Annotated in this window: 12 protein-coding genes; 10 read left to right on the top strand and 2 right to left on the bottom strand. The window is 46.7% G+C overall.

Annotated elements, in window-relative coordinates; all coding sequences use genetic code 11:
• Position 1: 1 nt before the first annotated feature.
• Positions 2-769 (top strand): LytR/AlgR family response regulator transcription factor, encoded by a 768-nt coding sequence (locus tag BM176_RS24365; protein WP_090106958.1) that lies wholly within the window; start codon positions 2-4, stop codon positions 767-769.
• Between the two features lie 107 nt (positions 770-876).
• Here the strand turns inward: BM176_RS24365 and BM176_RS24370 are convergent, their stop codons facing one another.
• Entirely contained in the window at positions 877-2,058 is a 1,182-nt protein-coding gene (locus BM176_RS24370; protein WP_090106959.1) for a PQQ-dependent sugar dehydrogenase, read from the bottom strand.
• A gap of 465 nt (positions 2,059-2,523) precedes the next feature.
• Here BM176_RS24370 and BM176_RS24375 point away from each other — a divergent pair, with 465 nt between their 5' ends.
• From BM176_RS24375 to BM176_RS24415, 9 genes are all read left to right on the top strand, one after another.
• Positions 2,524-7,194, top strand: a complete 4,671-nt coding sequence (locus BM176_RS24375; protein ID WP_143097911.1) for a hypothetical protein — start codon at positions 2,524-2,526, stop codon at positions 7,192-7,194.
• A gap of 8 nt (positions 7,195-7,202) precedes the next feature.
• Positions 7,203-9,287 (top strand): fibronectin type III domain-containing protein, encoded by a 2,085-nt coding sequence (locus tag BM176_RS24380; RefSeq protein ID WP_143097912.1) that lies wholly within the window; start codon positions 7,203-7,205, stop codon positions 9,285-9,287.
• A gap of 20 nt (positions 9,288-9,307) precedes the next feature.
• Positions 9,308-9,859, top strand: coding sequence for a hypothetical protein (locus BM176_RS24385; protein ID WP_090106962.1), 552 nt, complete (start codon positions 9,308-9,310; stop codon positions 9,857-9,859).
• 246 nt (positions 9,860-10,105) lie between these two features.
• The gene (locus BM176_RS24390) at positions 10,106-14,449 is read left to right on the top strand and encodes a hypothetical protein (RefSeq protein ID WP_177230529.1); all 4,344 of its coding nucleotides are present in this window, start codon (positions 10,106-10,108) and stop codon (positions 14,447-14,449) included.
• Positions 14,450-14,488: 39 nt separating this feature from the next.
• Positions 14,489-16,732, top strand: coding sequence for a fibronectin type III domain-containing protein (locus tag BM176_RS24395; RefSeq protein ID WP_090106964.1), 2,244 nt, complete (start codon positions 14,489-14,491; stop codon positions 16,730-16,732).
• A 7-nt stretch (positions 16,733-16,739) separates the two neighbouring features.
• Positions 16,740-20,648, top strand: a complete 3,909-nt coding sequence (locus BM176_RS24400) for a hypothetical protein (protein ID WP_090106965.1) — start codon at positions 16,740-16,742, stop codon at positions 20,646-20,648.
• Positions 20,648-21,643: an outer membrane protein assembly factor BamB family protein gene (locus tag BM176_RS24405; protein WP_090106966.1), complete on the top strand. Its 996-nt coding sequence runs from the start codon at positions 20,648-20,650 to the stop codon at positions 21,641-21,643. Before BM176_RS24400 ends, BM176_RS24405 begins: the two co-directional genes overlap by 1 nt.
• Before the next feature lie 13 nt (positions 21,644-21,656).
• Positions 21,657-23,003 carry a PKD domain-containing protein gene (locus tag BM176_RS24410; protein ID WP_090106967.1) on the top strand — a complete coding sequence of 449 codons (1,347 nt, stop codon included), beginning with the start codon at positions 21,657-21,659 and terminating at the stop codon, positions 23,001-23,003.
• The gene (locus tag BM176_RS24415) at positions 22,996-24,729 is read left to right on the top strand and encodes a hypothetical protein (RefSeq protein ID WP_090106968.1); all 1,734 of its coding nucleotides are present in this window, start codon (positions 22,996-22,998) and stop codon (positions 24,727-24,729) included. Before BM176_RS24410 ends, BM176_RS24415 begins: the two co-directional genes overlap by 8 nt.
• A gap of 92 nt (positions 24,730-24,821) precedes the next feature.
• Here the strand turns inward: BM176_RS24415 and BM176_RS24420 are convergent, their stop codons facing one another.
• A complete protein-coding gene (locus tag BM176_RS24420; RefSeq protein ID WP_090106969.1) occupies positions 24,822-26,357 on the bottom strand; it encodes a RagB/SusD family nutrient uptake outer membrane protein in 1,536 nt (511 codons plus the stop codon).
• Positions 26,358-26,360 lie beyond the last annotated feature (3 nt).

Consider the following 26,360-nt stretch of genomic DNA (forward strand, 5'->3'; position numbering starts at 1 on the left):
TATGACAAGTGTTTTAATCATAGAAGATGAGCTTCCTAATATTATAAGGCTTGAAAAGATGCTTTCACTTTTAGACAGTGAAATTACTATTACGGCAAAACTTCAAACAGTGCAGGATAGTATCAAATGGTTGAAAGAGCATCAACAGCCAGATGTTATCTTTATGGATATCATGCTTACTGATGGGTTAAGCTTTGAAATTTTTAATCATGTTACAATCACAGTCCCTGTCATATTCGTGACTGCTTATGATGAATATGCGCTTAAGGCTTTTGAAGTAAATGGTGTTGATTATCTGCTGAAACCATTGGAAGCTGATAAGTTGGCAAAGAGCCTCCGCAAAGCAAAGTCCATTATTGGGGCCGGAAGTGATGCCAGTATATTGCAGCTTATTAAAAACATGCAGGCAAAACAACAAATATATCGCACACGTTTTTTAATTGCATATCGCGACAGGCATATTCTGATAATGGGGGAGGATATTGCTTATTTCACTTCAGAAAATAAAGCAACATTTCTTACAACATATACCTCTCAGCGATTTATGGTAGACCAGACTTTAGAAATACTAGAGAAAGAACTTGACCCCGAAGTTTTTTTCAGGGTAAGCCGCCAGGTTATTGTTTCTTTAAAATCTATCAGGAATATCCATCAAACTTTTAATGGTCAACTAAAAATTGAACTTTCTCCAGCTTTAGATGAAAGTGTAGTGTTGAGCAGGGAAAAATCGAACCAATTGAAAAAATGGTTGGGCCAGTCCGGGTTGTAATCTGCAATGGCTGTCAATGATAACATCCCGGAAGGGCATATAAAAAAGGAGCCGACCTTTTTGGTCAGCCCCTTTTAAATACAGTCCTGATGTATTAAATGCAGCATTTAGTTTGATGTAACACGGTATACACTGTTCCCGGTATTGGATACAACGTACACTTCTCCGCTTTCAGTTTCCCCGAAATCCACTATTCCTGTCGGAGAAAGTGTTTGAGTAGTAACACTCCATCCGGAGCCATTAGGAACAATCTTATAAAAAATACCTGAATAGAAATCGGCACTCAGGTAACAGCCCTGCAAAGCCGGGTATGTGGTGCCCCTGTAAACCACTCCTCCTGTAATACTCGCAGCAGGATTCTGTGTGGCATAAGCATGCACAGGGAAGATATAATTTGTTCCCGTACATCCCGAAGAGTTATATGTGGCGTTACCTTCATAACAGCGCCATCCGTAATTAGTTCCTGAAGTGGCAGCTGCCGAGCGGAAATTAATTTCTTCCCACGAATCCTGCCCTACATCACCAATCCACATATCCTGGGTGGCTTTATCAAAGCTCCAGCGGTAGGGGTTACGCAGCCCGTAAGCATATACTTCATTTGAAAAAGGATTACCCGCAGGAATAGTATAATATGGAGCAGAGGTAGATGTATTAACAGCCAAACGTAATATTTTACCCAGCAACACAGAAGTATTCTGCGCATTGTTGGGTACATCACCACTACCGCCACCATCACCGGTAGATAAATACAGGTATCCATCAATACCGAAGTGAAGCTCTCCTCCATTGTGGTTTGAATTGGTAGGATGCGGGATGGTTAGTACGATCACTTTTGATGCAGCGTCCAGCGTATTCGGACTACCACTGTTTACATGATACCTCGCAAGTTCAAGGTTGCCTGCCGTATTGGTATAATAAACATAAACAAACCCATTCGTTGAATAGTTAGGGTGAAAGGCCATACTGAGCAAACCTCTTTCACCACTGGTACTCACATTTGATACGGTGCCAAATACAGAAAGAAAATTAAACGTAGAATCATATACTCTTATAGTGCCTGCTTTCTGCACAATAAAAATACGCTTACGGCCATCACCTGCATGCACAAACTGCATAGGAGCACTTAAACCGGAAGTAATAACCGACGTCAGTGATATCTGAGGTGCCGCAGCCACAGCCAGTTCCTTTTTAATAATGTTATCTTCTTCTGTTTTACAGCTTAGCATTAAAACTGTCATAAGGGCTACAGACAATAGCTGTCCGGGAAATACGCTTAATAGATTTTTCATACTTTGAGGGTTGAAATTAAAATTTAGAAAAGGGTTTCATCAGGACTGATTCATGGATAGTTTCCGTATTTAAGTATTTTACTGTATTATCATAAATATACCCAATTTATGAGGAGCATTTCCCTCTCTCAGAATATAAAAATTAACTCATCATATCACCGGTACCTTACAAATAAATTTTATGATTTATGTGAATAAGAAATTCCAGATTGAACAACATTCCTATCAACAATGTCACCGGCCTTAATCAGTATTCAACCTTTTTAACAAAGTAAATACATGCCTCGCCACAATTTTATCTAATTGACAAATAAATATTTTTGACGATATTAAAAAATTACTAATATTACGTTGGATTTGCATCCGGGAAAGTTTGGGGCATATGAAAATAACCTGTTGTTCTCTGTAGTAATTGATCGTTGTTAGCTGAGCTATCCCCTACAACCTATACCTATATATCAACCTATGGTAAAACCTTACCTACGAACATTCTGTTGCCGTTACATTAGCCTGTTAGCGCTATTAATTGCTGGTCAAACTGTTGCCGTGCATGCGGCAGACAGTGATTATGTTAAGACCCGTTTACCGGCGGCCAATGTCATGGCCACCAGTATGATGGAAAGCCGCAACTTTCCAGATATAGATAAAAAGCTGGTAGCAGAAACGCTGATAGCGCCCGAAGCTGGTTTATTCTCCGATGCCGGCCTGCAAAGTATATATGACACTGACAGTAATGTCCATGTATACCGTGACATAGCCAGGGCAGAATTCGAGAAAATAGACAAGGATAACCGCTATACAGCCTCCCTCTCGCCAGACGATCTGAATGAGCTGCCCATAGGGCTTTTTAAGAACGTTGGCAATACTACTGTAACGATTGCCGTAAGCAATGCCATTTTTTACTCTACCTACGCAGAGCTTACCGTATATGCCAAAGTGCAGATACCACAGGAGCCACGTGAGATCTTTTTTGGTCTGAAAGGGCTTAAACTATCGTACAAGGGCGGCATATTGGGCGATGCCAAACTGGTATTGCTGGGTGATGTACCTATACGGCTGGGCGGCGGTACAGCAGCGCTGGTACTGAAGGGCGGCATGGATATGCAGACCGGCCAGGGGCTTGACCTTACTTATGTAACAATAGATTGTAACGGTTTTAAGGAATTGGGACTTAGTGCAGACCTGATGTTCCCGCGGAGCATGCTGGTGCCTTTGAAACCAGACGGAGAAAGAACTACAGACAGCTCGCAGGTAAAGGCTTCATTCAATACGGTAGTACGCGACTGGAATGATATACTCGTAAGCGTAGACTTGCCTGCATTTGAGATAACACCCCTTAAAGGCGTAGGGTTCCGTATAGGCAAAGCTGTATATGATGGCAGTGACCTGCGTAACTCTCCTGATGTGGTATACCCTGCAAAATACCAGGAGCGTTACCTGCCTCAGGATGACCCGAACTTATGGCGGGGAGTTTATGTGTCGGACCTGGAAGTAACCTTGCCTAAACAATTTGCACGGGCTGACCGACCTGACAAACGTGTTTCGTTTGGCGGCAAAAACCTGATCATCGATAATAACGGCATCACCGGCAACTTCTTTGGCAATAATGTATTATCGGCTGGCAGTGCAGCCGGTTGGCGTTTTTCAGTAGATCATTTCGACATAGATCTGGAGGCCAACCATCTCACAGGGGCAGCATTCAACGGTATGCTGGGCATTCCCATGTGCAATGCACCGCTGGGCTATTCTGCCGTTATTACCGCTGATAATGAATATATACTGAAGCTGAGCAATCTTGACACACTGGATTTTATGGTGTGGCGGGCAAAAGCCCAGATAAACCCGAACTCCTGGGTACAGTTAAAACTGGCTAATGGTCGCTTTGAGCCGGAAGCCATGCTAAATGGCTACCTGATCGTGGCATCGTCTCTGAAAGTAGACGACAACGGTAATCCTGTAGCCAAATTTAAAGGTATCATGTTCCAGGGATTGCACCTGCAGACCAAAGCACCTTATCTCACCGCCGAGTATTTTGGATACAGGGATGAGAATACAATTTCCAATTTCCCGGTGGCTATTAAGGAAATCGCCCTGGAAACCAAGGATAGTACTACCGCCAACCTCAATATTGACGTACGCTTTAACCTGATGCAAGGGAAATTTGGTGGTGATACGCGGCTCGCGCTGGTTGGAAAGTTTGATAACAGCAAAGGAATACAGACCTGGAAATTTCAGAAGATAAAGCTGGACTCGATTTCGCTCCATGCTGATCTGAGCGAAGCTATGTCGATATCCGGCCTGCTAAAAGTATATGATGATGACGCTGTATATGGAGATGCACTGAGTGGCGAGGTAAACGCGAGCTTCATGAAGGGAAAAATAAAGGTAAGAACCCGTGCTATGTTTGGCGCTAAGAATTTCCGCTACTGGTATGTGGATGGCAAGGCTGAATTTAAGCCGGGCATCGCAATAGCGCCGCCCCTGAAAATCTCAGGTTTCGGCGGCGGCGCCTATTACCGGATGAAAAAAGAAGGTATTGATACCATTGCTTCCCCAACCGGCGTAAAGTACGTGCCGGATTCCACCGCAGGACTGGGCATTAAAGCGGCTGTGTTGTTTGATATGGTGAAAGACGAGGTAGTGCATGGGGAGGTATCTTTTGAAGTGGCGTTTAACCGTAGCGGCGGTATCAACTTCATGGGCCTGTATGGCTATGCTAAAATATTGGCCACGGTGCCGATGGGCAATATCACAGGGAAATTAAGCAGACAATTTGCCAAAATACAGGAACAGGAACAGAAGGCGATCGCCAAACTGGGGTCCACAGGCCAGAAACTGGAGGAATTGAAAGTATCCGATCCTTCAAGTGCTGCCTCCCTTCTGGCGGGCGATCAGAATCTATCTGCCGAAGTGGGCATAACCGCCTATGTAGGTATACAATATGACTTCACGACTTCTACGTTGCACGGCAACTTTGATATGTACATGAACGTAGCCAACGGCATGCTGACGGGCAACTCCAGCGGCAACCGCGCGGGCTGGGCAGTGATCCATATTTCACCCAGCGAGTGGTACCTGCATATGGGAACGCCTACCAATCGTTTAGGTACCAAGTTCTCTATAGGTGGTCTCTCTATTAAATCAGGGGCCTACCTGATGGTGGGTGATAAGATACCCGGCTCTCCACCACCGCCCCAGGAGGTGGCAGATATCCTGGGCGTAGATATGGAGGAGCTGGATTATATGCGCGACGCCAATGCGCTGGGTGATGGCCGAGGATTTGCATTTGGTGCCAACCTTAGTGTGGAAACCGGCGATATCACTTTTCTGATACTATATGCCAACTTTAAGGCAGGCTTAGGTTTTGACATCATGCTGAAAGATTATGGAGATGCGCATTGCGTTGGTAGTACAGAGAAAATCGGTATAGATGGCTGGTACGCTAACGGCCAGGCATATGTATATCTGCAGGGTGAGTTAGGTGTGAAAGTAAACCTGAGAATCATAAAGGCCCGCATACCACTCATATCCGGCGCAGCCGCTATGCTGATGCAGGCTAAACTGCCCAATCCTACCTGGGTAAGGGGATATATGGCCGTTAAATTCAGCGTGTTAAACGGCCTTGTAAAAGGTAATATGCGCATGAAGGTTGTTATCGGTGATGAGTGTGAGATCGTAATGAATGGTAACAGCCCGGTAGATGTGAAGATCATATCAGACGTAAAACCAGCAGCGAATGCCGACGCAGTGGATGTATTCACTGCACCGCAAGCCGCCTTTAATATGCGTATGGGTCAGCAGTTCGATGTAGATGACGACCAGGGGACAAAGACCTACCGCGCGAGACTGGCATCCTTTACCGTTATGGATAATGGTCAGCCGATACCTGGTCGCCTGGAATGGAATGCCAACAATGATGGTGTTTCCTTCTACTCCAAGGAGGTACTGCCTTCTCAAAAACAGCTGACGGCTACGGTGAAGGTGGCATTTGAAGAGCGGGTGGGCGTAACCTGGCAGACAGCCTATGTAGATGGCAAACCGGGCGAAGAGATTGAAACGGTGACCTTCACTACCGGTACTGCGCCGGACTATATCCCGATGCAGAACATCGCATATGCGTACCCGGTAGTGAACCAGCAATACTATTACAAAGATGAATCTGATAAAGGCATCATTAACCTGAGTATGGGACAGGCTTACCTGTTCGACGCCAAATGGCAGTATGCGATCAATTTCAAAGATGCCGCTGGTCAGACAACTAAATTGGATATGACCTATGACGTCCCTTCACAGACGATTCATTTTACACCAACGGGTCTGAAGGCGAATACAGTCTATCAGTTCGACGTAATAGCCATTCCTCCAGGCGCACAAAGTACCGATGAAGTAGTGGCTTACCAGCAACAACAGGATGCGGGCGAAGACGGCAGCTATGCTGTTGCCAACAACCAGGCACAGACAGTTTCCAGAGGGGACGTAGCCAAATCATTACTGCATTACGGATTCCGTACCAGCAAATTCAACACGTTTGGAGAGAAGATGCAGTCGCTGCGTTTGAAAGACGGCATTGGTGAAACAGTTTCGACAGATGTAGTACGCCTGCTGGCCGACGTAGGCGACTATGAAGGCTTTGAAGTAGTGGAAATGACTGGTAACAATTACACCGGTTATAAACCGATGGTGAATGTGGAAGCGGTAATGGATGATGCGTATTTTACCAACGACATTAACCCGCTGTTGTATGCCAACTACCCTATCAATAACGAGATATTCATTAATAAACGTAATACGGATGAATTTGGCGTGACGCCAAGCAAGGCGTTTATCCTGATGCCTACTTACCTGGCAGAAGCATCTACCGGCAAGGTGACCAGCTGGATAAAGACAAGGCTGCCGTATCTGTACGATCTTCCACAGGTATACAGCCTGGACTTCAACGAGCTGCAATACAAAGTAGTGAACAGGTTCATGGGTACAGAGGAAGCGCCGAAATACGCCTACCTGATAAATGGGCATTTCCCTTTCATACGGTATGGCGCTTACAAAGTAAAATACCAGTATGTGCTGCCTGACGGGACTAAAACCAGCAGCGCGATATTCAATTATCATAATCCATTTAAAACCACCGGCTTCTAATGTATACAATGCGCAGGCTATCTTCTATACTGCTTATACTTTTATGCTTTACCGCTGCATTGCCGCTACATGCTCAGCATAAAGACAGCGCCAGGATAGCGGTTACCGCCAGGGCCCGCCAGCACAGCATATTGCTGCGATGGGGCATGACCACATCCCGTGCCTGGAAGTTCGGTAATCAATATGGTTTTCAACTTACCCGTTATACCGTTACCCGCGATGGGAAGTTGTTGTCGTCACCAGAGGTTAAAGTATTGAATACGCAACCGCTGCGACCTAAACCATTAGATGAATGGGAAAAAATAGTACAGCAGGACCAATATGCCGCCATCATTGCACAGGCATTGTATGGTAAGGACTTTGAAGTAGGTAGTGCCGGTAATAAGGGTATTGCAAGTATCATGGCACAATCTGCCGAACAGGAGCAGCGTTTTTCCCTCTCCCTGTATGCTGCAGACAATAGCTTTGAAGCCGCTGTGATGGCAGGGTGGGGCTGGGAAGACAAAGACGCCCGTCCCAATGAGAAATACCTGTACCGGGTTAATTCGCTGGCGCCAAAAGAGCGCCTGGTTGTCGATTCCGGAGGTGTATTCATTGGAATACAGGACTATGCACCATTGCCTGTACCGGGTGATGTAGGGGCTGTGTTTGGCGATAAACAGGTAGCACTTAGCTGGGATTACAGCGTTTTGAAACACTACTATACTTCGTGGATAGTAGAACGCTCTAAAGATGGCGGTAAGACCTTTGAGCCGGCCCGTTCGCTGCCGGTGACCAACCTGAATGAAAAAGAGAACAGGCCTTCTTCCCGCATGTATTTTCTTGACTCGCTGGAGGACAACAATACGGTATACCAGTTCAGGGTAAGAGGTATTTCCGCATTCGGTGAAAAGGGGCCACCTTCTGCACTAACTACCGGCAAAGGCAGGCACGTATTGATATATGTGCCCAACATCCGCAGCAACAAGATCTCGGCGCAGGGAAAAATGACGCTTACCTGGGATTTTGAAGCAGCAGGTAATCCACTGATTAAGGGGTTTGCATTGAACCAGGCAGCAAGTGAGGGAGGACCTTACAAAACCGCACTTGCCAATATTGCTCCTGATCAGCGCAGCCTGCAATACGACCAACTATTACCTTCCAACTATTTCACCATTACGGCTATTGCCAAAGAAGGCGAATCGACGACCTCATTTCCTGTGCTGGTGCAACCGGTAGATTCTACTCCACCTGCACCTCCTGTAGGACTGGCAGGCACTGTTGACAGTAATGGTGTGGTAATCCTCACCTGGAAAGCCAATATGGAAAAGGATATGTTGGGGTACAAAGTGTTCCGCGCCGGCAAACTGAATGAAGAATTGTCTCCCCTGGTAGACTCTATCTATATGAAGACTGTTTACAAAGACACTGTTCCTATAAAATTCCTGAACAGAAAAGTATACTATGCGGTAGCAGCATTGGATAAACGTTATAATCAATCCGATTATTCCGCTATCCTGGAGCTGAAGAAACCGGATGTGATACCACCTACTTCGCCGGTGTTCAGTGCTTATAAGGTAGTAGATGGCCAGGTACAATTATCCTGGGTGAACAGTGGAGATGAAGATGTTGCCGCGCACCTGCTATACCGGAAGAACCGCGCAGATTCCAGCCATAAGTGGTTATTGCTTCAGACATTCAGTGACCACACGCAGTATTATGCGGATCAGCTGATTGAAGGTGGACAAACCTATACTTATATCCTGATGGCGAAGGATAGCAGTGGCCTTGAGTCGCCGCCTACCCAGCCTATTACCGTAACAATACCTTCAGACCCGAATGCCATCAGCGTGAAAACATTGAATGCGTATGTGAACCAGGAGGGGCGCTACATTGAACTATCCTGGAAGGATAGCAACACTGGTGTAAACGAATACCAGTTGTATAAAGGAGCAGGCGGTCAACCGCTGAGTCTCTGGAAAGTAGTTCCGGCAAACGTGAAAAAGATTGTAGACGAATCGCTGAAGATCAATACTGTTTATGAGTACGGCGTACGCGCCGTGAACAAAAACGGTCTGAGCGGCCCGCTCAAAAAAGTTAAAACAAGTTATTAACACCTAAATACCTTTTATTTATGAAAACCATGACACAAAGAGTCCTATTGTTGTTATTCCTTCCCCTGCTGGCGTTTACAAGCAGGCTGTCCGCGCAGAACACAGCGGCGTACGAACTGACCGTAGATTACGCCATCATGGGCTTCGGCCGTATAGCAACCTGCGAGAGCAACTATGAAATAAATGCTATTATGCAGAATGGCAGTACGAACCTTATCGCCTCCGGATCTCTGGATGGTCTCAACGATGGCGAGGTGTGGTTTTTTCCTCCTCAGACTATCACCTTTACCTCAGACAACCCTGTAATACGGATTGCAGTATGGAGCAAACGGAAAACCAGCTGTAGCAAAACCGCGGCTGCTGGCGAAATAGATTACTTACTTCCGGTGGGCAATATTACCTGGTTTGATGTGAACGTTGGCGGTTTATTTACTGGCTATAACCTTGAGTCTAATATGCATATATCTATTAAACCTGCGTCCATATCGACTGCAACTCCTGCCAACGGGGATGTCATCAACATCAACAGGACAGGCAGCACCCTATACAGTTCTCCGAAAGCGGAACATTGAATTATACCGGGAAAGATAATAACGTCGGAATAAACTAGTACCGGTTATACTAAGCGGCTGGTGAACAGCCGCTTAGTTGCTGAAAGTAGTTCCGGCAAACGTGAAAACGACTGAAGAAGAATCGCTGAAGATTCAACACCGTTTTTGAGTATGACGTACGTGCTGTGAACAAAGACGGTCTGAGCAGGTCCGCTCAAAAAAGTTAAAACAAGTTAAATCCCTGCATACTTTTTACCTATGCGACCAATGATAAAAAGAGCCCTATTCTTGTTATTCCTTCCCCTGTTGGTGTTTACCATCAGGCTAGCCGCGCAGAACCCGACGGCGGTGTACGAACTGACCGTGAAATGCGACATCATGGGCTTCGGCACAGCAACTTGCGGCAGTCTCTATGAAGTATATGCCATTATGGACCACGGTGGTTCAAGGCTTATCTCCTCCGGATCCCTGGACGGTATCGGAGATGGCGAGCCATGGTATTTTCCAGCCAAGACGATCACCTTTACGTCAGACAATCCGGTAAAAGGGATTGCAGTATATGGCAAGCGGAAATCCAGCTGCAACAAAACCCAGGAGTCAAAGGAATTAGACTACATGTTCCCGCCCGGCGATCATACCTGTTTTAGTACCAGGGTGGGTGGCATGTTTGCTGGCTATCATTCTGAATCTACTCTGTTTATAGATATTAAGCCTGTGTCTAATGCATATGAATTGCAGATGCAGACAACCGAGGTATATCCCAGTAGTCTGCAGCTAGACTATAACGTGATTGCTCATTATACAGATGGCACGCAGAACGAGATATTTGCGTTTGTATCGACTGCGCTTCCTTCGGCATGGGATGTCATCAACCGGACAGGCAGCGTCATACATAGCTCCCCCAAACAAATAACATCCATAGAAGTTAACAGTACATGGGTTCGAAGCTTCCCATGGACCGATGTAAAACGGTCGGCGACCTTCCCTGTCAGTCATACGGGGCAGGACTTTACCGGAGATATTAATAATCCGTTTGTCTCGTCGATGGACCCGAGCAGTAAAATTCATGTGACCTATAGAAAAGTCATGAATGACCTGGTGTACGACGGAACAAGCCCCAATATATTACCTACAGACGCTGAGATCAGGATCATTGGTACCCCAGGGATACCAAACCAGCAATATCTCTGGCAATACTCGGCTGATAACGGCCCCTGGACGAAAGCCCCTGACAACAAGCCGGGATCTAATGTGCTTCAGGTCTCCGGTAAAAGCCTTCTGGGGAATGACTGGGAAAAGTATCTCACGAAACAGATACGGGTTAGAATGTTACCGGTTTGCGCGCAGGACCGGGAATCCGGTACTATTACATTGGACTACCGGTTGGAATCGCCGCACATTACAAACATCATTCCTAAGAAAATATCCTGTAACGGCGCCAGTGACGGCGGTTTTACAGTCATCTTTGACCGTCCGGCATATACCGGTGAGACGATAAATGTAGAAGTCAAGGACCTGAAAAACGTTATTGGCGGCACCCTACCTAATCAGATAGGTGTTACGATGGGACCAAATCAGACGTATACCTGGCCTTCAAATACACTTTTCGCCAGCAACTTCCAGGTAAAAGTAACCGGGAATATTAATAACACCAACAGTTACAGCGACGCAAGTACGTTCGAGTTCCAGTTAGATGAACCTACACCGGTCACCTTCTCTACACCCGCGCCTATTGCTGCAAAATGTTACGATGGCAGCGATGGCGGTATCAACCTTAACATTAGTGGAGGTGCAGGTGGTTATGTAGCGTCGTATAAAGGGGTTACGGATAATGATTATCTCACACAACCGTTCACCCAGAACACCATAACAGGCCTGGCCAAGAGAGACTACCTGATAAAGGTAAAAGACCAGAACGGTTGTTCCGGTCATACAGCTGCCGGCGATGAGGAAATAAGCTTCAGCGTTAAACAACCGGATGCACCGCTTGCAGTGGATGCTACTTCCATCATAGATCCTAAAGCATTTGGTTATTCCGATGGCAGCATTACCGTCCATCTGAAGGGCGGTACGCCCAAGCCGGACGGTTCCTACGATGTTGAATGGCGGAAGGCAGACGGCACCTTGTTAACACCCGTAAATACTGTAGATGGCAATGGCATCTATACCACTACCATCAGCAACCAGCCTGACGGTGATTATACCCTGATAGTCACAGATGGCAACTATTACGCCGCTGCCACCGACAGCAGAACAGGCTGTGCGCTTAACAATACATTTACACTAACACAACCACCACTACTAGTCGCCAATATACAGATTGCGGACAGCGTTAGCTGTACCGGCAAGGCCGATGGTACGCTTACTGCAATAATAAGCGGCGGTATACCATTTAAAACAGCGCCTCATTATACCTACGAATGGTACCAGGTAGTTAACGGTGCAACCGTGCCTATCGGACAAACAGATAGCACCGCAGTTGACCTGCCTGCCGGCCAATACCTGGTAAAAGCTACAGACGCCAATGGTATCACGATATTATCCGATACTACTGACCTGATAGATCCGGCCCCGTTACAAGTGCAATTCAACACCACGCCAGCCACCTGTTACGATGGCAGCAATGGTGCGCTGAAAGCCCTGGTAAGCGGTGGTACAACACCGTACAAGTATAACTGGAGCAACAGCAGCCAGGCGGCTTATAATACGGGTCTGCATGCCGGCACATATACGGTGAATATAATTGACTACCACAGTTGTCCGGTATCGGGCGACTCCGCAGTAGAACAACCGGCAGCTCCGATACAGGTGGCGCAGCGATTATTGACCCAGCCACTTGCCTATGGCTACTCAGATGGTAGCATTAAAATACTGTTGCAAGGTGGTACCGCTAAAGCTGACGGCAGCTACAATGTGAGCTGGAAAAGGGCGAACGGTACACTGATGGGCAATGGTACAGGTCAGGTAGTGGCTGGCGGTTATGAAAATGTGCTTTCTGGTATACCAGCCGGTAATTATACCGTTACCATTACAGACGCTCAATATACCGGTCCTGACCTTAATATGGAGGGTTGTACGTTAACGGTAGATTTCAAATTAGACGAACCAGCTCCGTTACAGGTAACCGTTGCAGAACAACGTTATGTATCCTGCAAAGGAGCCGCGGATGGTATGCTGACAGCTACCGCCAACGGTGGCGTGCACATATACGGTCCGCTGCCCTACCGCTTTGCCTGGTACAAACTGGTTAATGGTATGTATAACGCCATCGGACAAACGATGCCCACAGCCAGCGCGTTAACAACCGGTACTTATAAAGTGATCATTACAGACGCAAATAATATTAATAAAACATCCGACTCATTCCTGCTCGTTGAGCCGGACCTGCTGCAGGTACAACTGGCCACCACACCGGTAACCTGCGCCAGCGGACAGGATGGTGCGGTAACCACCACGGTTACCGGTGGCACTGCCCCTTTCCGTTATGAATGGACCAATGGCGAAACCACCAGTAATATCAGCAACTTAATAGAAGGTTCTTACCTGGTGTTTGTAAAAGACGTACGCGGCTGCGAAGCACAAAACAACGCAGATGTATTTATACCCAATGGCATGGTGGTAAATGCAGACATCATATCGCCTATCTGTGCGGGTAATTGCGACGGCGCTATTAACACGCTGATCAGCGGGGGCATTCCACCCTATCAGTATGAGTGGAGTAATGGTGCCATCAGCAATAGAATAGACCAGCTGTGTGCGGGCAAATATACCCTTACCATCCTGGACGCCAACAATTGTAAACGTGTGCAATCCTTTAACCTGCCAGACCCACCGCCGCTCCAGGTGAGGCTGGGGGCCGACAAAACCCTCTGTAACGATCAGAGTTATACGTTAAATGCTGCTATAACAGATCCCGCAGCTACTTATACCTGGGGTGGCGAGCCCGCCTTCCAGGCGGCTACGCCACAGGTTACGTTCAGTAATAGCGGGCAGTACTGGGTAAGCGTTATGGACGGTAAAGGCTGTATAGGCCGTGATACCATCAGTATACAACAGGTGAAAACGGATATAGCGGCCAAATTTGTGGTATCCACACAGGTATTCCGCAATGACGATGTATCGCTGATCAATATCAGCACTCCTCTGCCGGAGCGTACCGAATGGGAAATACCAACCAACCAGAACATTACCATGTTACAGAACACAGCGCTACTGGCAGAGCTGCGCTTTGCGGACACGGGTGTGTATCGCATCCGCCTGCATTCCTATACCGGCGAATGTGAACAGGTGTTTACCAAAGATATTGCCGTGCTGGAACCACAATCCCTGCCGGCTCCCGGAGGTGCACAGCAGCCGTTCATCACCACATTTGAAGTATCGCCCAACCCTAATACCGGGCAATTCAGCGTACGTGTGACATTGGATAAAGCGGCGGAGATAAGGCTGCGCATGTTCAACATCATTAGTAACCAGATGGTGAATGACCGTAAGGAAAACTCAGCCTCACAATTCAACATACCGTACCAGCTGAATATAACGGCAGGCACCTATGTGCTATTGCTGGAAACGCCTCTGGGCAGTGCGATAAGGAAGATCATCATCACCCAATAATCATTGAAGTTGACAGCGAAACGCAGTATACAAATAGTCGTGGGCATATTATTATGCATAATATGCCACCCGCTTGCCGCACAGCAATATCCTGTGAAAGTGCAGGTACAGACCCTGCAGCCGGTATCCGCACAGCTCAGCAACCTGTATAACGGCTCACAGGCCAGGATGATCGTTACCCTGCTGAATACCGATTTGCAACAGCCAACGATGAACGTGCGGTTGCGACTGAACATAAAGGGTACTACGGTGGCCTTGCGCAACCGCGACTATGGTTCCTATCCTTTGTTACAGCTGGACGCCGGGTTGCCGGTACAGCTGTCGCTGAACGATCTGGCGCCCTATTTTGACCTGAACAACATGGAAATATCCGGCATACCTGGTTCGCAGATACAACAGAGCGGCAAACTACCGGATGGTTTTTACACCTTTTGCGTGGATGTGGTGGAGGCCAGCAGCGGACGACTGGTAAGCAATGAAAAGCAGAGCTGCTCCCCTCCAGCATGGATCGCCACCAGCGATCCACCTTTGCTGAACCTGCCACGTAAAGGAGAAGCCGTGGCCTTCCGCGAACCGTTAAACATTGTGTTCAACTGGACACCCCGGCATTTGGGCAGCCCCAATGCCGCTTTCCTGACGGAATACGAGTTTACAATGGTGGAATTATGGGATACGACCATTTTACCGGAAGCCGGTTTTGGCACCATGCCGCCATTGTACCAGACCACCACGAACGCCACTACTTTATTATACGGCCCGGCCGAACCACCTCTGCTACCCGGTAAACGCTATAGCTGGCGGATACGCGCGATAGCCAAACAAGGTGTCGATGAATTTGAAATATTCACCAATCATGGTTTTAGCGAGATCTTCTACTTCTCCCTGCAGGAAGATTGTCAGCCCCCTCAACAGGTAGCTGCCACCATAGCCAATGGCGAAGCTACCATTACCTGGGCGCCCCAGCCAAAGATGTTTGAATACCTGGTAGAATACCGGGAGCAGGATAATGACAAGGCAACATGGTTTAACGTAAAAAGCAACGACCCCAGGGCAGTGATTCGCGATGCTATACCTGGTCATAAATATGAATACCGTGTAGGCGGCTCCTGTAGCCTTGGCAGTAAAACGCTCGGAGAATTACATGCTTTTGAGATGCCTGGAGATGCCGTGGATAGCGGTTCCTGTGGGCTCTTATCAGATATTAAGCTGGCCAACGACACCGCCTTAAAAACGCTGCAACCGGATGATCAGATCATGGCGGGCGATTTCCCGGTGCGGTTCATGACTTTAAAGAACAGTGGGGATTCGTACAGTGGTACGGGTTATATCACAATCCCCTTCCTGGGGTATAACCGTGTGAAGGTGAAGTTTGACAACATACAGGTGAATACAGACCGGCAGTTGATGAAGGGAATGCTGATGACGACGTTTGATTCAACAAAACTGCAGGGAACGAATATTGACACGGTGATACAGGTGTTTGCCGACCTCGCCAGTGTAATCAATGACCTGGCACACTTGACGCTGGATGCAGATTACCTGGCCGTAAAAGAGATGGCAGAGCAAATAAAGCAGTTGGCGGAAGAGGAGTTGCCGGAAGAGCTGAAAACACGTATTACTAAGGCTGCAGATAACCTGGTACAGGCAAAAGAGGAATATAATGAGGCGAAGAAGGAACTGGCTGATGCGAAGACGCCTGAAGAGAAAGCTGCGGCGGAGAAAAAGGTGAAAGATGCCGAGAAGAAATTTGACGATGCGAAGGAGGAAGTGAAAGCGGTTACCGCGGAGAAGGCGGAGTTATTGAAAGGTGTAACAGACGTGATGTTAGCCGCCATTAAAGCTGTGAAAGAAGACGCGCAGAAATCGGAAAACGGCGCCGCAGATGCATATTCACAACAACAGAAACTTATGAAGGCGGAAGTGTATGATAAACAAGGCCTCGACTCGGCGGTGACAGTTCAGGACATTGAAGATCTGGGTGGACTCCAGGAGATCCTGAAAGAAGATGAGCTGTCGCCTTCTGCCCGTGCATTTGCACAGTTGGCAAAGGACTATAATGAAAAACAGCAGGCATTGCTTGCGTTGCGTTTGATCTTCTCTCTGTCAGATTATTATAAAGATGCTAACACGCTGAGTACAGAACTGAAAAAGGACCTGGCGCTGGAAGGTAAAATACTGATCCGATCTATCATGGAAATGCATACCGCCAGAAGTAGCAAGGAGGACATGATCAAATATGCAGCCACATATTTAAAGGAAAAAATTGCCAACTTATTTAAATAATAGAAGAATGAGGAGCTTTCTTCACCGCATAATAATATCCCTGAGTGCACTGTTATTGTACATACCGGTTTTTGCCGCTTACCTGCCGGCAGACTCTGTAACGGAAAAGTACGTACGGGGCCTCGACAGCACTCTGCATCAGAGGATCAGTGATAATACCACCACTCATGAAAAGGATTTCCTGGTGACGTATGATAACAAAGATTTCTTTCTTTCAGACTTTCGGAATAATGGAGAATATTTCTGGTTTCAAAAAGATTCTGAACAGGAAAAGCTGGTCAGGAAGGCTGTGAACGATGCTCAGTTGCTTACTGGTGGAAGCCAATTATATGTTGTGCTGGCATCCATTTATAATTTTGACAACCCGGAGAAGATCAGCGATCCGGATTGGAGCAGTATAAAAGAGAAAGGGAAATACGATGTTAAGAAGTATCTCGAGGATAAATCACTGATTAAAAACATTATCCCTAATATCCAAACTCGCGTCAAACTGCCGGAGGGCGTTACCGCAATATATGTTATTAGCTTTTTTTCTGTTGAAAATGGGAAATATACCGTCACTCACCGCTGTATATATTCAGGTGCTGCTTCCCTGCTCAACAATGGATTCAAAGTAAACACTTCAGATCATGTATTTAATCATAATACTGGAACCGATGACGTTAATGAGAAACGGCTGAATTTTCTTCTGCAGACGGTAAATCAGGCGGCTACTGCTATAGGGCAATTTAATGAGGAATTAAAGCGAGTGAACGAGTTGTTTGCCCAATTGCCTAAGGATTGCCTGGGAAGGAAATTTTTTGCTGATTACGATCCTTATTGCAAGGACAAGCTGGTCGTAAAAAAGTTGGCCCTATTGATCAATGAAATGGGGTATGATTTATATAACACATATCTTGTCGGTAAGAAGAATGCAGGTGGATTTGAAGCCAGTGTATTCACAAGTTTCTATAAAAGCTTGAATGATTTTAATGAAAAATATAAAAAGACCAGTGAAGAAATAAGAAAAGCCAGTACTCCCGGTGAAATTTTAAAAACGCTGAATGCACTTACGCTAACTGAAATGAGTACTCTCAGCGATGAAGATCGCATTAAAGCTATCAACAAGCTGAATGAATATTCGGAGCTTATTGACGCCGCTACATGGCAGTTGGCAAGTGTTGTACTAAAAACTGTCAATCCCGGTCTTTCAATGCCTGAAACAATCAATGAAGAGGCTTTAATGACCATGCTGATAATTACCACCCCTGCCCCTCACCAACCAGCCTTGCTTGCGGCCCTGAAAGGCACAGACGGAAAATATCAGTTATTGAAAGACATCGTCTACAAAATAGATAATGGTCCTGTGGGAAGCTCGAACTATTCCATACTAACGGCATATCTGGCGGGTGCTGTTGTAGCCAATGCGAACGACAGGGATTTTCAATCGATATATGAGAATAACAGAATATATATCTGGGATGAACAGGGGCACTTGAAAAGTACTACATATAAGAATACAGGAATGTCCTCTACTAATAGTCAAGGCAACATCTCGAATTACTTTTCATCCTTTGTATACCAGCCAAACTATGACAAGAAAACGGGAATATCGCTGGCCCGGTTTCCTGTAGGCATTATTGAAACCAGGGACGCAACAGGGAGGGTAAAAATTACGGAAAATTACCCAGACGTTTATGACGACCCACAGGGTACGGAGCAGATCGATCCATTTGCGCTGATCATGGTTATACCCAGTGAGGCTATTGACTACCATACCGGCTTAAAGCTTGATGCAGGTAAGATCAATATTATACCAGCATTGGTCCTACCATGGTATTTAAAAGCGCGCCGGAATCAACAGATCAAAGATTTTGAGAACCTTGCGTTGTCGGGGTTTTTGACGTACACTGGCGTTGGCGCCATTATGAATGGTGCTACCTGGGGCGCCAAGCTACTTGCCGGAGTAGAATTGTTATTCAACCTTACTTACATAGCTGGAGAATACGACGGATTCAATAAATTTCTGCGTGATAATCTGGGAGATCGGGGTTGTGCGTTATTCAAAGCGGCTGAAATGGGGGTAGTCATCTTTTCTGCCGGCAGAGGAATGGTTGCACTAGGCAAGGGGAATTATGCCGCCTTGCAGGAGCTGAATAGATCTTTACTGGAAGCTGTCAAGACCCATCCCGATTTTCTTGCGAAACTGCGCCTGTCTCACCCGGAAATATTCAAGCGATTACAAGCCTTGCTGGGAAATTCGGAATTTGGCGCTGCCAATTTGCTTGAACTGGCTGCCAAAGAGAGTGAACTGGTAAAGCCATTGGAAGCGTTTTCAAACCGCGGGATTCCATTTAATGTTGCTGAAACCAGTCCTGCCACTGGCTCACTTTGGGCGGAGTGCCAGGTGAAATCGGGTTCCTGGGGCGCTGAGGGGATAGGTTATCGGCCACCTATTGGCAATTCAGGAGGTACAGCGGTGCTTGACGTAGTCAACACTAAACCCGCCACCTCCATGGTAAGAATGCTGGCAACACAAGCGTTACAAAACGTGGCTGCAGAAACTGGTGTCGCCAATGCGACTTATACAGTAATAAATCGGGCCGGCGCCACTGCCGGAATTGCACAGCAAGTTACAAAGTTGGCCAAAATCAGGTTCTATGAAAACGCAGCAAAAGGCTCGCTGCTGGTCCTGCTGGTTGATGATGTCCAGAGCAGTGAAAGTTATGTATTATATGCCAAGGGTGAAGCCCAACAGCTGGTAGAAGCGCTGGCAAAAAATCAAGCAGGAACACAAACAGGTACACAAACCAGTCCCCAGACAGGTACACAAACAGGTACTCAAACCGGTACCCAGACACAAAATCAGAACCCGTGCTCGCTATGTAATGTTGAACCATTGATATGTTCTCTCAGGGACATATCCAGATATGAGTTTAAGGTAAAAGCGCTTAGCGATCTGTGTGCGCAACTACCCGCTCCACAGTTAAACCCGGTATGCACAATGCTCCTGACGTTGACTCAGGATGAGTTAGACACTTTCCTTAGCGACCTGTTAGTCAATACTCCTCCTGGTTATAACTGCACCCCCATCACTAGTTACCTGACGCAAAATATACGGTCACTCACTCCCGGTATCATTAAGGCCTGGCGGATATTCCGGAATGCACCACGGCACTGCCTACGTGTAAGTCCTCCGCACTTGACAAAACTGCTAAAAGCCATGGAGAATTCCACGCTCAGCGCCGCACCATACTCTCTGACTGACGAAAACTTTAGTAAAATTGCTTTTGCCTGCGGCAAACAAGGAACACAGGCCGTAGAAGTAGACAACGAAGTATTCCTAAACCTGGATGGATTTGCCAACAAGCACTTTAGAATCGGCGACTTTACCGGGATAAAATCGAACCTCCAGAACCCCTCCCCGTTATACAGTGTGGTGGGGGCAAACTGGGTATTAAAATACATGCAAAACCACAGTGATGAATTTATAAATGCTACCGATATACGGTTTGAGTCGTCCACGGTTTTTGATGATGACGAGAAACGTATTTGCGACCTCTCCCTGCGCAATAACGGAGTTATTACGTATTACGAGTTCAAAAGTTATAAAACGTCCAGCCTGCGTAGCAGTAAATTTGCTGAACAGATTATAAAAGATATGTTAAGGGACGATGTGGATCATTACTCGCAGTTAAAATGGATATTTGATGGAAATAAAACAGACCGGGATGCAGTATATGGACGGATCAAAGAAGAGTTCTTGTTGGATAACAACCTCACACAACTCAATGTTCCAAAAATAAGAGCAATGTTCGAGGATATAGCAAAAGAAATAGGATATACCCAACCGATCACTAACAAAAGGCAAATACGTGCATTCATTTCGGGTAAAAACGATAAGTGGTTTGACGAAATATTTCAAGTAAAAAAATAATGTTTACGCTATATAACATATTAACAAACATAAAGTCTGTATTATACTACAGGAATAACCTTGTCATCGGTTCGGGAAAAGGAGGAATTGTAATGTACAACGAGGATTCACTGATTAAACTTAGCAGTATTTCTCCTGATTATGCTTGCATATTTAATAACCACCTCCTGTTTCAGAAAGAGAGCGGCAGCTCCGTTTATTACCAGCGGCTAGACGAGCTGCAATCGGCTGTCGGTACTATTAAGGGCAGGTTCTTCCTCTACAATTACCAGGAAGATAACATGCAGTGTTATCTTCCTGGTAGAAACCTACTGTTTGAATTTGACGAACATTTACAACCGACAGGCAGCTATAAAATAAAAAGCATTCCCAATGGGGTGTGGAATGGCAAACAGTATCACATGTATCCGCATATGAGTTGCTTTTCTCTGCAGGACCAAGTTCCAATATGGAAGGTGGAAAACGATGAGCAACTGATAAGGAAAATCACTCTACGCGACAAATATTTTTCAATAAAAAATGAGGTGGTAATACTCAGGTCTCCGTTTACAGATAACGCTAACTACCTGACAGGTCTCGACGCAGCCACCGGAACCATGCTTTGGCAACACCGGGACTATATGCCGGATATGACCTTTATTGATGGAAATATATATGTATACTACTACCTGACGAAGCCCCCTTTGGAAGGGCGGCTTCTTATCATAGACACAAAAACAGGGAACATTCTAAAGGACCTTGACCTTACAGAGGAACTCACCCGACGTTCCTTCAGGTTGTCAGATCACTATCATCTTGCCAAACAAGGCGCTTATCTGTATATAGCAGCCACTTACAACAAATCTGTACATATACTGAATATTGAAACAGGGCGTATTGAATGGTCGCATAAAGTGGATACAAAAGCAGATTGGCTGACTGGCATAACGGTGACTGACAATAATTTATTTGTTACAGATCAACTTGACGTGCTGCATATTTTTAAACGAAGCTGATTTATTACAATCTATGATCAAACCTATTCTCTATACCTTATGCTGTTTGTTACTGTTGCTGGCCGCTTGCTACAAAGAAGTCAACCGGCCGCTGACCATAGATTTCGCCTATGTGCTGGCAGACAGCTCGCATACCGTGCCTATATCTGTAAACATCACCAATCGCAGCACAGGCGCCTCCGGTTTTAAATGGACCTTCGAGGGCGGGGAACCCGCCACCTCAGACTACGAGAACCCGGGGACAATTTCCTTCGCGCAGGCCGGCCCGCACAAGATCACGCTGGAAGCCTGGAATGCGGATACCCGGAATAGTAAGACCATCATCCTGCAGCTGGACAGCGCAGTACAGGTAGCCTTTGATGCGGAGATACAGGTGAATGATTTTTCGCCCGTACAGGTAAAACTCACTGACCATACCGAAGGGGCCAGCAGTTATAACTGGACCTTCCAGGACGGCGACCCTGCCAGCGCCAACACCGCCATACCGCCGGTGGTTACTTTTACCACACCCGGGCCACATACTATTACCCTGAAGGTGAGTAATGGCGGGCAACAGTTCACTGCCAGCAAAACCATCACCGTAAAGCCTCCTTTACACACGGATTTTACCCTAAATCCCGGCTCTTTCGACGATGATTTTGAAGCCCCGCTAACAGCGGTACTGGGTGGTAAAAGCGTGAGCTATCTTACGCAGCAGTGGCAGTGCGCCGGCGGTGTGCTGGCCAGCGATACAGCGGCTGCCAATACCGTGTACTTTGCCAACCCTGGCACCTATACCATTACGCTCACGAATACCAATGGGAAGGGATCGCAAACGGTGGATAAAACCATCACAGTAAAAGCTAATTCGCGCCTGCGTACGATCACGGATGTAAAACTGGGTATCAGCACCGCCCATGCAGATATTGGTTGCTTTTATTCTACCCGGCTGCGCAAGGTGTATCGTAAAACTGATGACCTGACAATCGATGGGAAAGAGATAGACCTCGTATTTTTTGGACTGAGCCGCAGCTTTACCTATAACAAATTTGTATCGCCGGATTCTGCCACCAGCTATACCTTCCCCGCTATACCCGGTGCTACGGTGACGCGGTTTATCAACAAGCAGGAACAATGCAATTGTGGCGTATCATTCAGCGTAAGCGATTTTGACAATATGCTGAACGACGCCCCTTTACAAGCCCTGCAACTGCCTGCCGGGGCTAACGGCGCCCTGCAATTTGACCAGGCAGTATTACCCCGTATTATATTATTCCAGACGGCAGATGGCCGTAAAGGCGCCATTAAGATAAAGGAGTATGTGCTGGAAGGCAGCACAGCCTATATAATGGCGGATATTAAAGTACAGAAATATGAATAGATCCTGTATCCTATACCTGTGTACTGCTACCTTACTGCTGCCTTTACTATCATCTGCGCAGCAGATAGACCTGGAACATTTCAATATCCGGGACATGTTTGGCAAGGGCAAACCCCTTAAAGTGAACGGCGGGCTAAATGCCAGCACCGTATTCAACAGCGGCAGCGGTGGCGGCCGGCAACCTTTCAGCTGGTTCCTTAACGGCAGCGTGAATACCAATATACTGGGCCGGATCAGCCTGCCCTTTTCGTTTAACCTGACCAATGCCGGTGCAGGTTACTCGTACCCTACAATGCCTAACCGTCTGAGCCTGCATCCCAGTTATAAAGGGGTGACTGCCCATATAGGGGATGTAGCCATGTCGTTCTCTCCCTACACCTTAAACGGTCACCAGTTTACGGGCGTAGGGCTGGATATAGCACCCCAGCAGGGCTGGAGCGTTAGTGTGATGTACGGGCGGCTGTTTCGCGCAGTAAATTACGACAGCACCAACCGAAGCGTACTGCCTACGTACCGGCGTATGGGTTATGGTGCTAAACTTGCCTTAATAGAGCAAGACTATACGCTGTCCCTCAGCTTCGTGCGGGCCAAAGATTTCAAAGACCCTATGCAATACCTGCCGGATACTTTGCACATCTACCCTAAAGAGAATCTTGCCGTGAGCATTAGCAGTATGGTGCGCCCCGCCAAAGGGCTGGAGTTTACCTTTGAATACGCCAACAGCGCCATGAAACTGGATAAACGGGATTATTCCAGCGCCATCAAAACAGGTGGTGGTAATCTGCTGGAAAACGTATTTATGTATGAGGCCCGGAATACGCAATACCTTAAAGCCATTAAAGCGGGGATGAACTACGCATTCCATAAGAGTGTGATAGGTGTAGGCTATGAGCGTATAGACCCTGGCTATCAAACGCTGGGCACCTATTATATGAACAATGATCTGGAAAACATTACCTTGAACCTGTCGCAACCCCTGCTGAATAATAAGGCCACCATATCCGGTAACGTGGGTTACCAGCGCGACGACCTGAATCATATTAAAGCTGGCTCCACTTTCCGCATGGTTAGCGCAGTAAACGCGAATTATATGCCTAATGAAAAGTGGAATGCTAACTTGACGTATTCCAACTTCCAGACCTACACACATATAAAACCGCAGTTTGAGTATATTAACCAGACGAATCCCTATGAGAATATGGATACACTGAACTTTAAACAGATATCGCAGAATGCCGGGCTAACGCTTACCTATATGTTAAAGGCTAATAAGACCAAAACCCACAACATCAACCTGAACCTAAGCGTGCAGGATGCGGCAGACATCCAGAATAATGTACTTTGGAAAGGCAATGGGTCGCGGTTCTATAACACCAGCACCGCGTATACCTTGTTACTGATACCGCGGCAAATGAGCTTTACCAGCGCGTTTAACCTGAGCTATAATACCATTGGGAGGGACGACTTTCTTACGCTGGGTCCTACTTTTGGCGTGAATGCGCGGTTATTTAATAAAAAGGTGACAGCTGGCTTTACCAGCTCGTACAATACCAGCGCAAACAATGGGCAGCAACAGGGGCAGGTGCTGAATTTCCGTATGAATGGTGCATACATGTTAATGAAAAAACATAATCTGAGTATGAATGCTGTACACCAAACGCGATGGACCCCCAGGGGCACGACGAGTAATGTGACGGCAACGGTGGGGTATAATTATAGTTTTTAAGGAGGGGATTTGATATTGTTACTTGAGTGATTATTTATCCGGGGATGAAAATAAATAAGAGCCCCACAAAGGGGGCTCTGTTAAAATAGAGTTTATTGCCAGCCAGGCGTTTGCCTGAATATACTGTTGCTATAAGCGGCGGCTATATCCATTTCCGACTGAGGCACCGGCCACAAGGTATCGCGCAATGGAAAGGTTCTCGAAGCGCCGCTGGGATCTTTTATAGCAGGGATAATTATCCTGTCAGTTTCCCAGCGTTTCAGATCAAAATATCGTTGCCCTTCCATTGCCAGCTCGATCCTTCTTTCATGACGGATAGCAGTACGCATGGCATCACGGGAAAGCCCTGCCGGTAGAACGGGCATATTCACGCCGGGACGGGTGCGTATAGCATTCACCGCATCATATACGCCTGCATCTGGCCCCGCAATTTCATTCTGTGCTTCTGCGTACATGAGCAGTACATCAGCATAACGCAGATATACCCAATCCTGGTCGCTTTGCGTACCAATTACGGTTGCGCGGGTAGAATCAACGCCTTTCTTATTCAGAAAGCCAGATGAAGCCCCAATAGCAGCAGGATCAAAAACGATACCTCCCTTGTATAATACGCCAGGCACCAATATGGTAGCCAGTAATCGTGGGTCCCTGTTAGTATACGGTTTAGTGGGGTCGTATAACGGAGAAGTAGTAATAGGCTGCCCATCTGTGCATTCATAGTCATTTACCAGGTAACTCAGCGGCTGAAGGCTGGAGCTGTAAGTATACAGATAATCGGCAGGACTGTATGCATTTGGCACCTGGTAACGCCCGGAGAACAGGATCTCCGGATTGTTATCCTGTCCGGGTTTCAGGAATAATTTGCGATAACCGCCTGTATATATGCTGAACCGGCCTTCTGTCATGATCGTTTTGGCTGTAGTCGCCGCTTCCTGAAAGTTGCGGACAACGAGGAATACCTTAGTTATATATCCCAGGGCAGTACCTCTTACCACATGTCCCTTGTAGGCGGTATTGGGAAGATTTGCAGCTGCATAACGGAAGTCGCTCAATACAGAGTCTAATACCACTGCTTTAGGTGCTCTCCCAAGTTGATAAGAAGCAGGTTCTTTTCCTAATGGCTGAAAGGACAGCACAACATCTCCATAAAGCTGGGTCAGCAGAAAATAATAATATCCACGTATAAATCTGACTTCTGCTATGTCGGTGTTCCTTTCCGTATCGTCCATTGATACATTGGCAATATTGGCCAGGAATATATTACAGGCTTCTATAGCCTTGTATGATGTGTTGTATGCATCTGACTGGATAGTACCTGTAGTAGCTTCTATAGCTCCTGTAGCAACATTGGAAAAGGCACCGCTATAGGCATTGTCCGTCAGCGTTTCCCAATACGGTGTACCCGCGCCCCAACCCTGACCGGTATTGTTAGCGTTTGTATAATTATATCCCTGTATCAGGAAGCTGTAAATAGCGGTCAACGCCTGGTCTGCATCTGCTTTCGTTTTCCAGAAAGTGCCGGAAGATTGCTGGTCCAGCGGGTTCCGGTTCAGAAAATCCTTTCCACAGCTATACAGCATGATCATTACCGGCAGCAGGATGATTAAATGTTTTATGTTGTACTTCATTTT

It is taken from the genome of Chitinophaga sp. CF118 (assembly GCF_900112615.1).
Lineage (GTDB): Bacteria > Bacteroidota > Bacteroidia > Chitinophagales > Chitinophagaceae > Chitinophaga.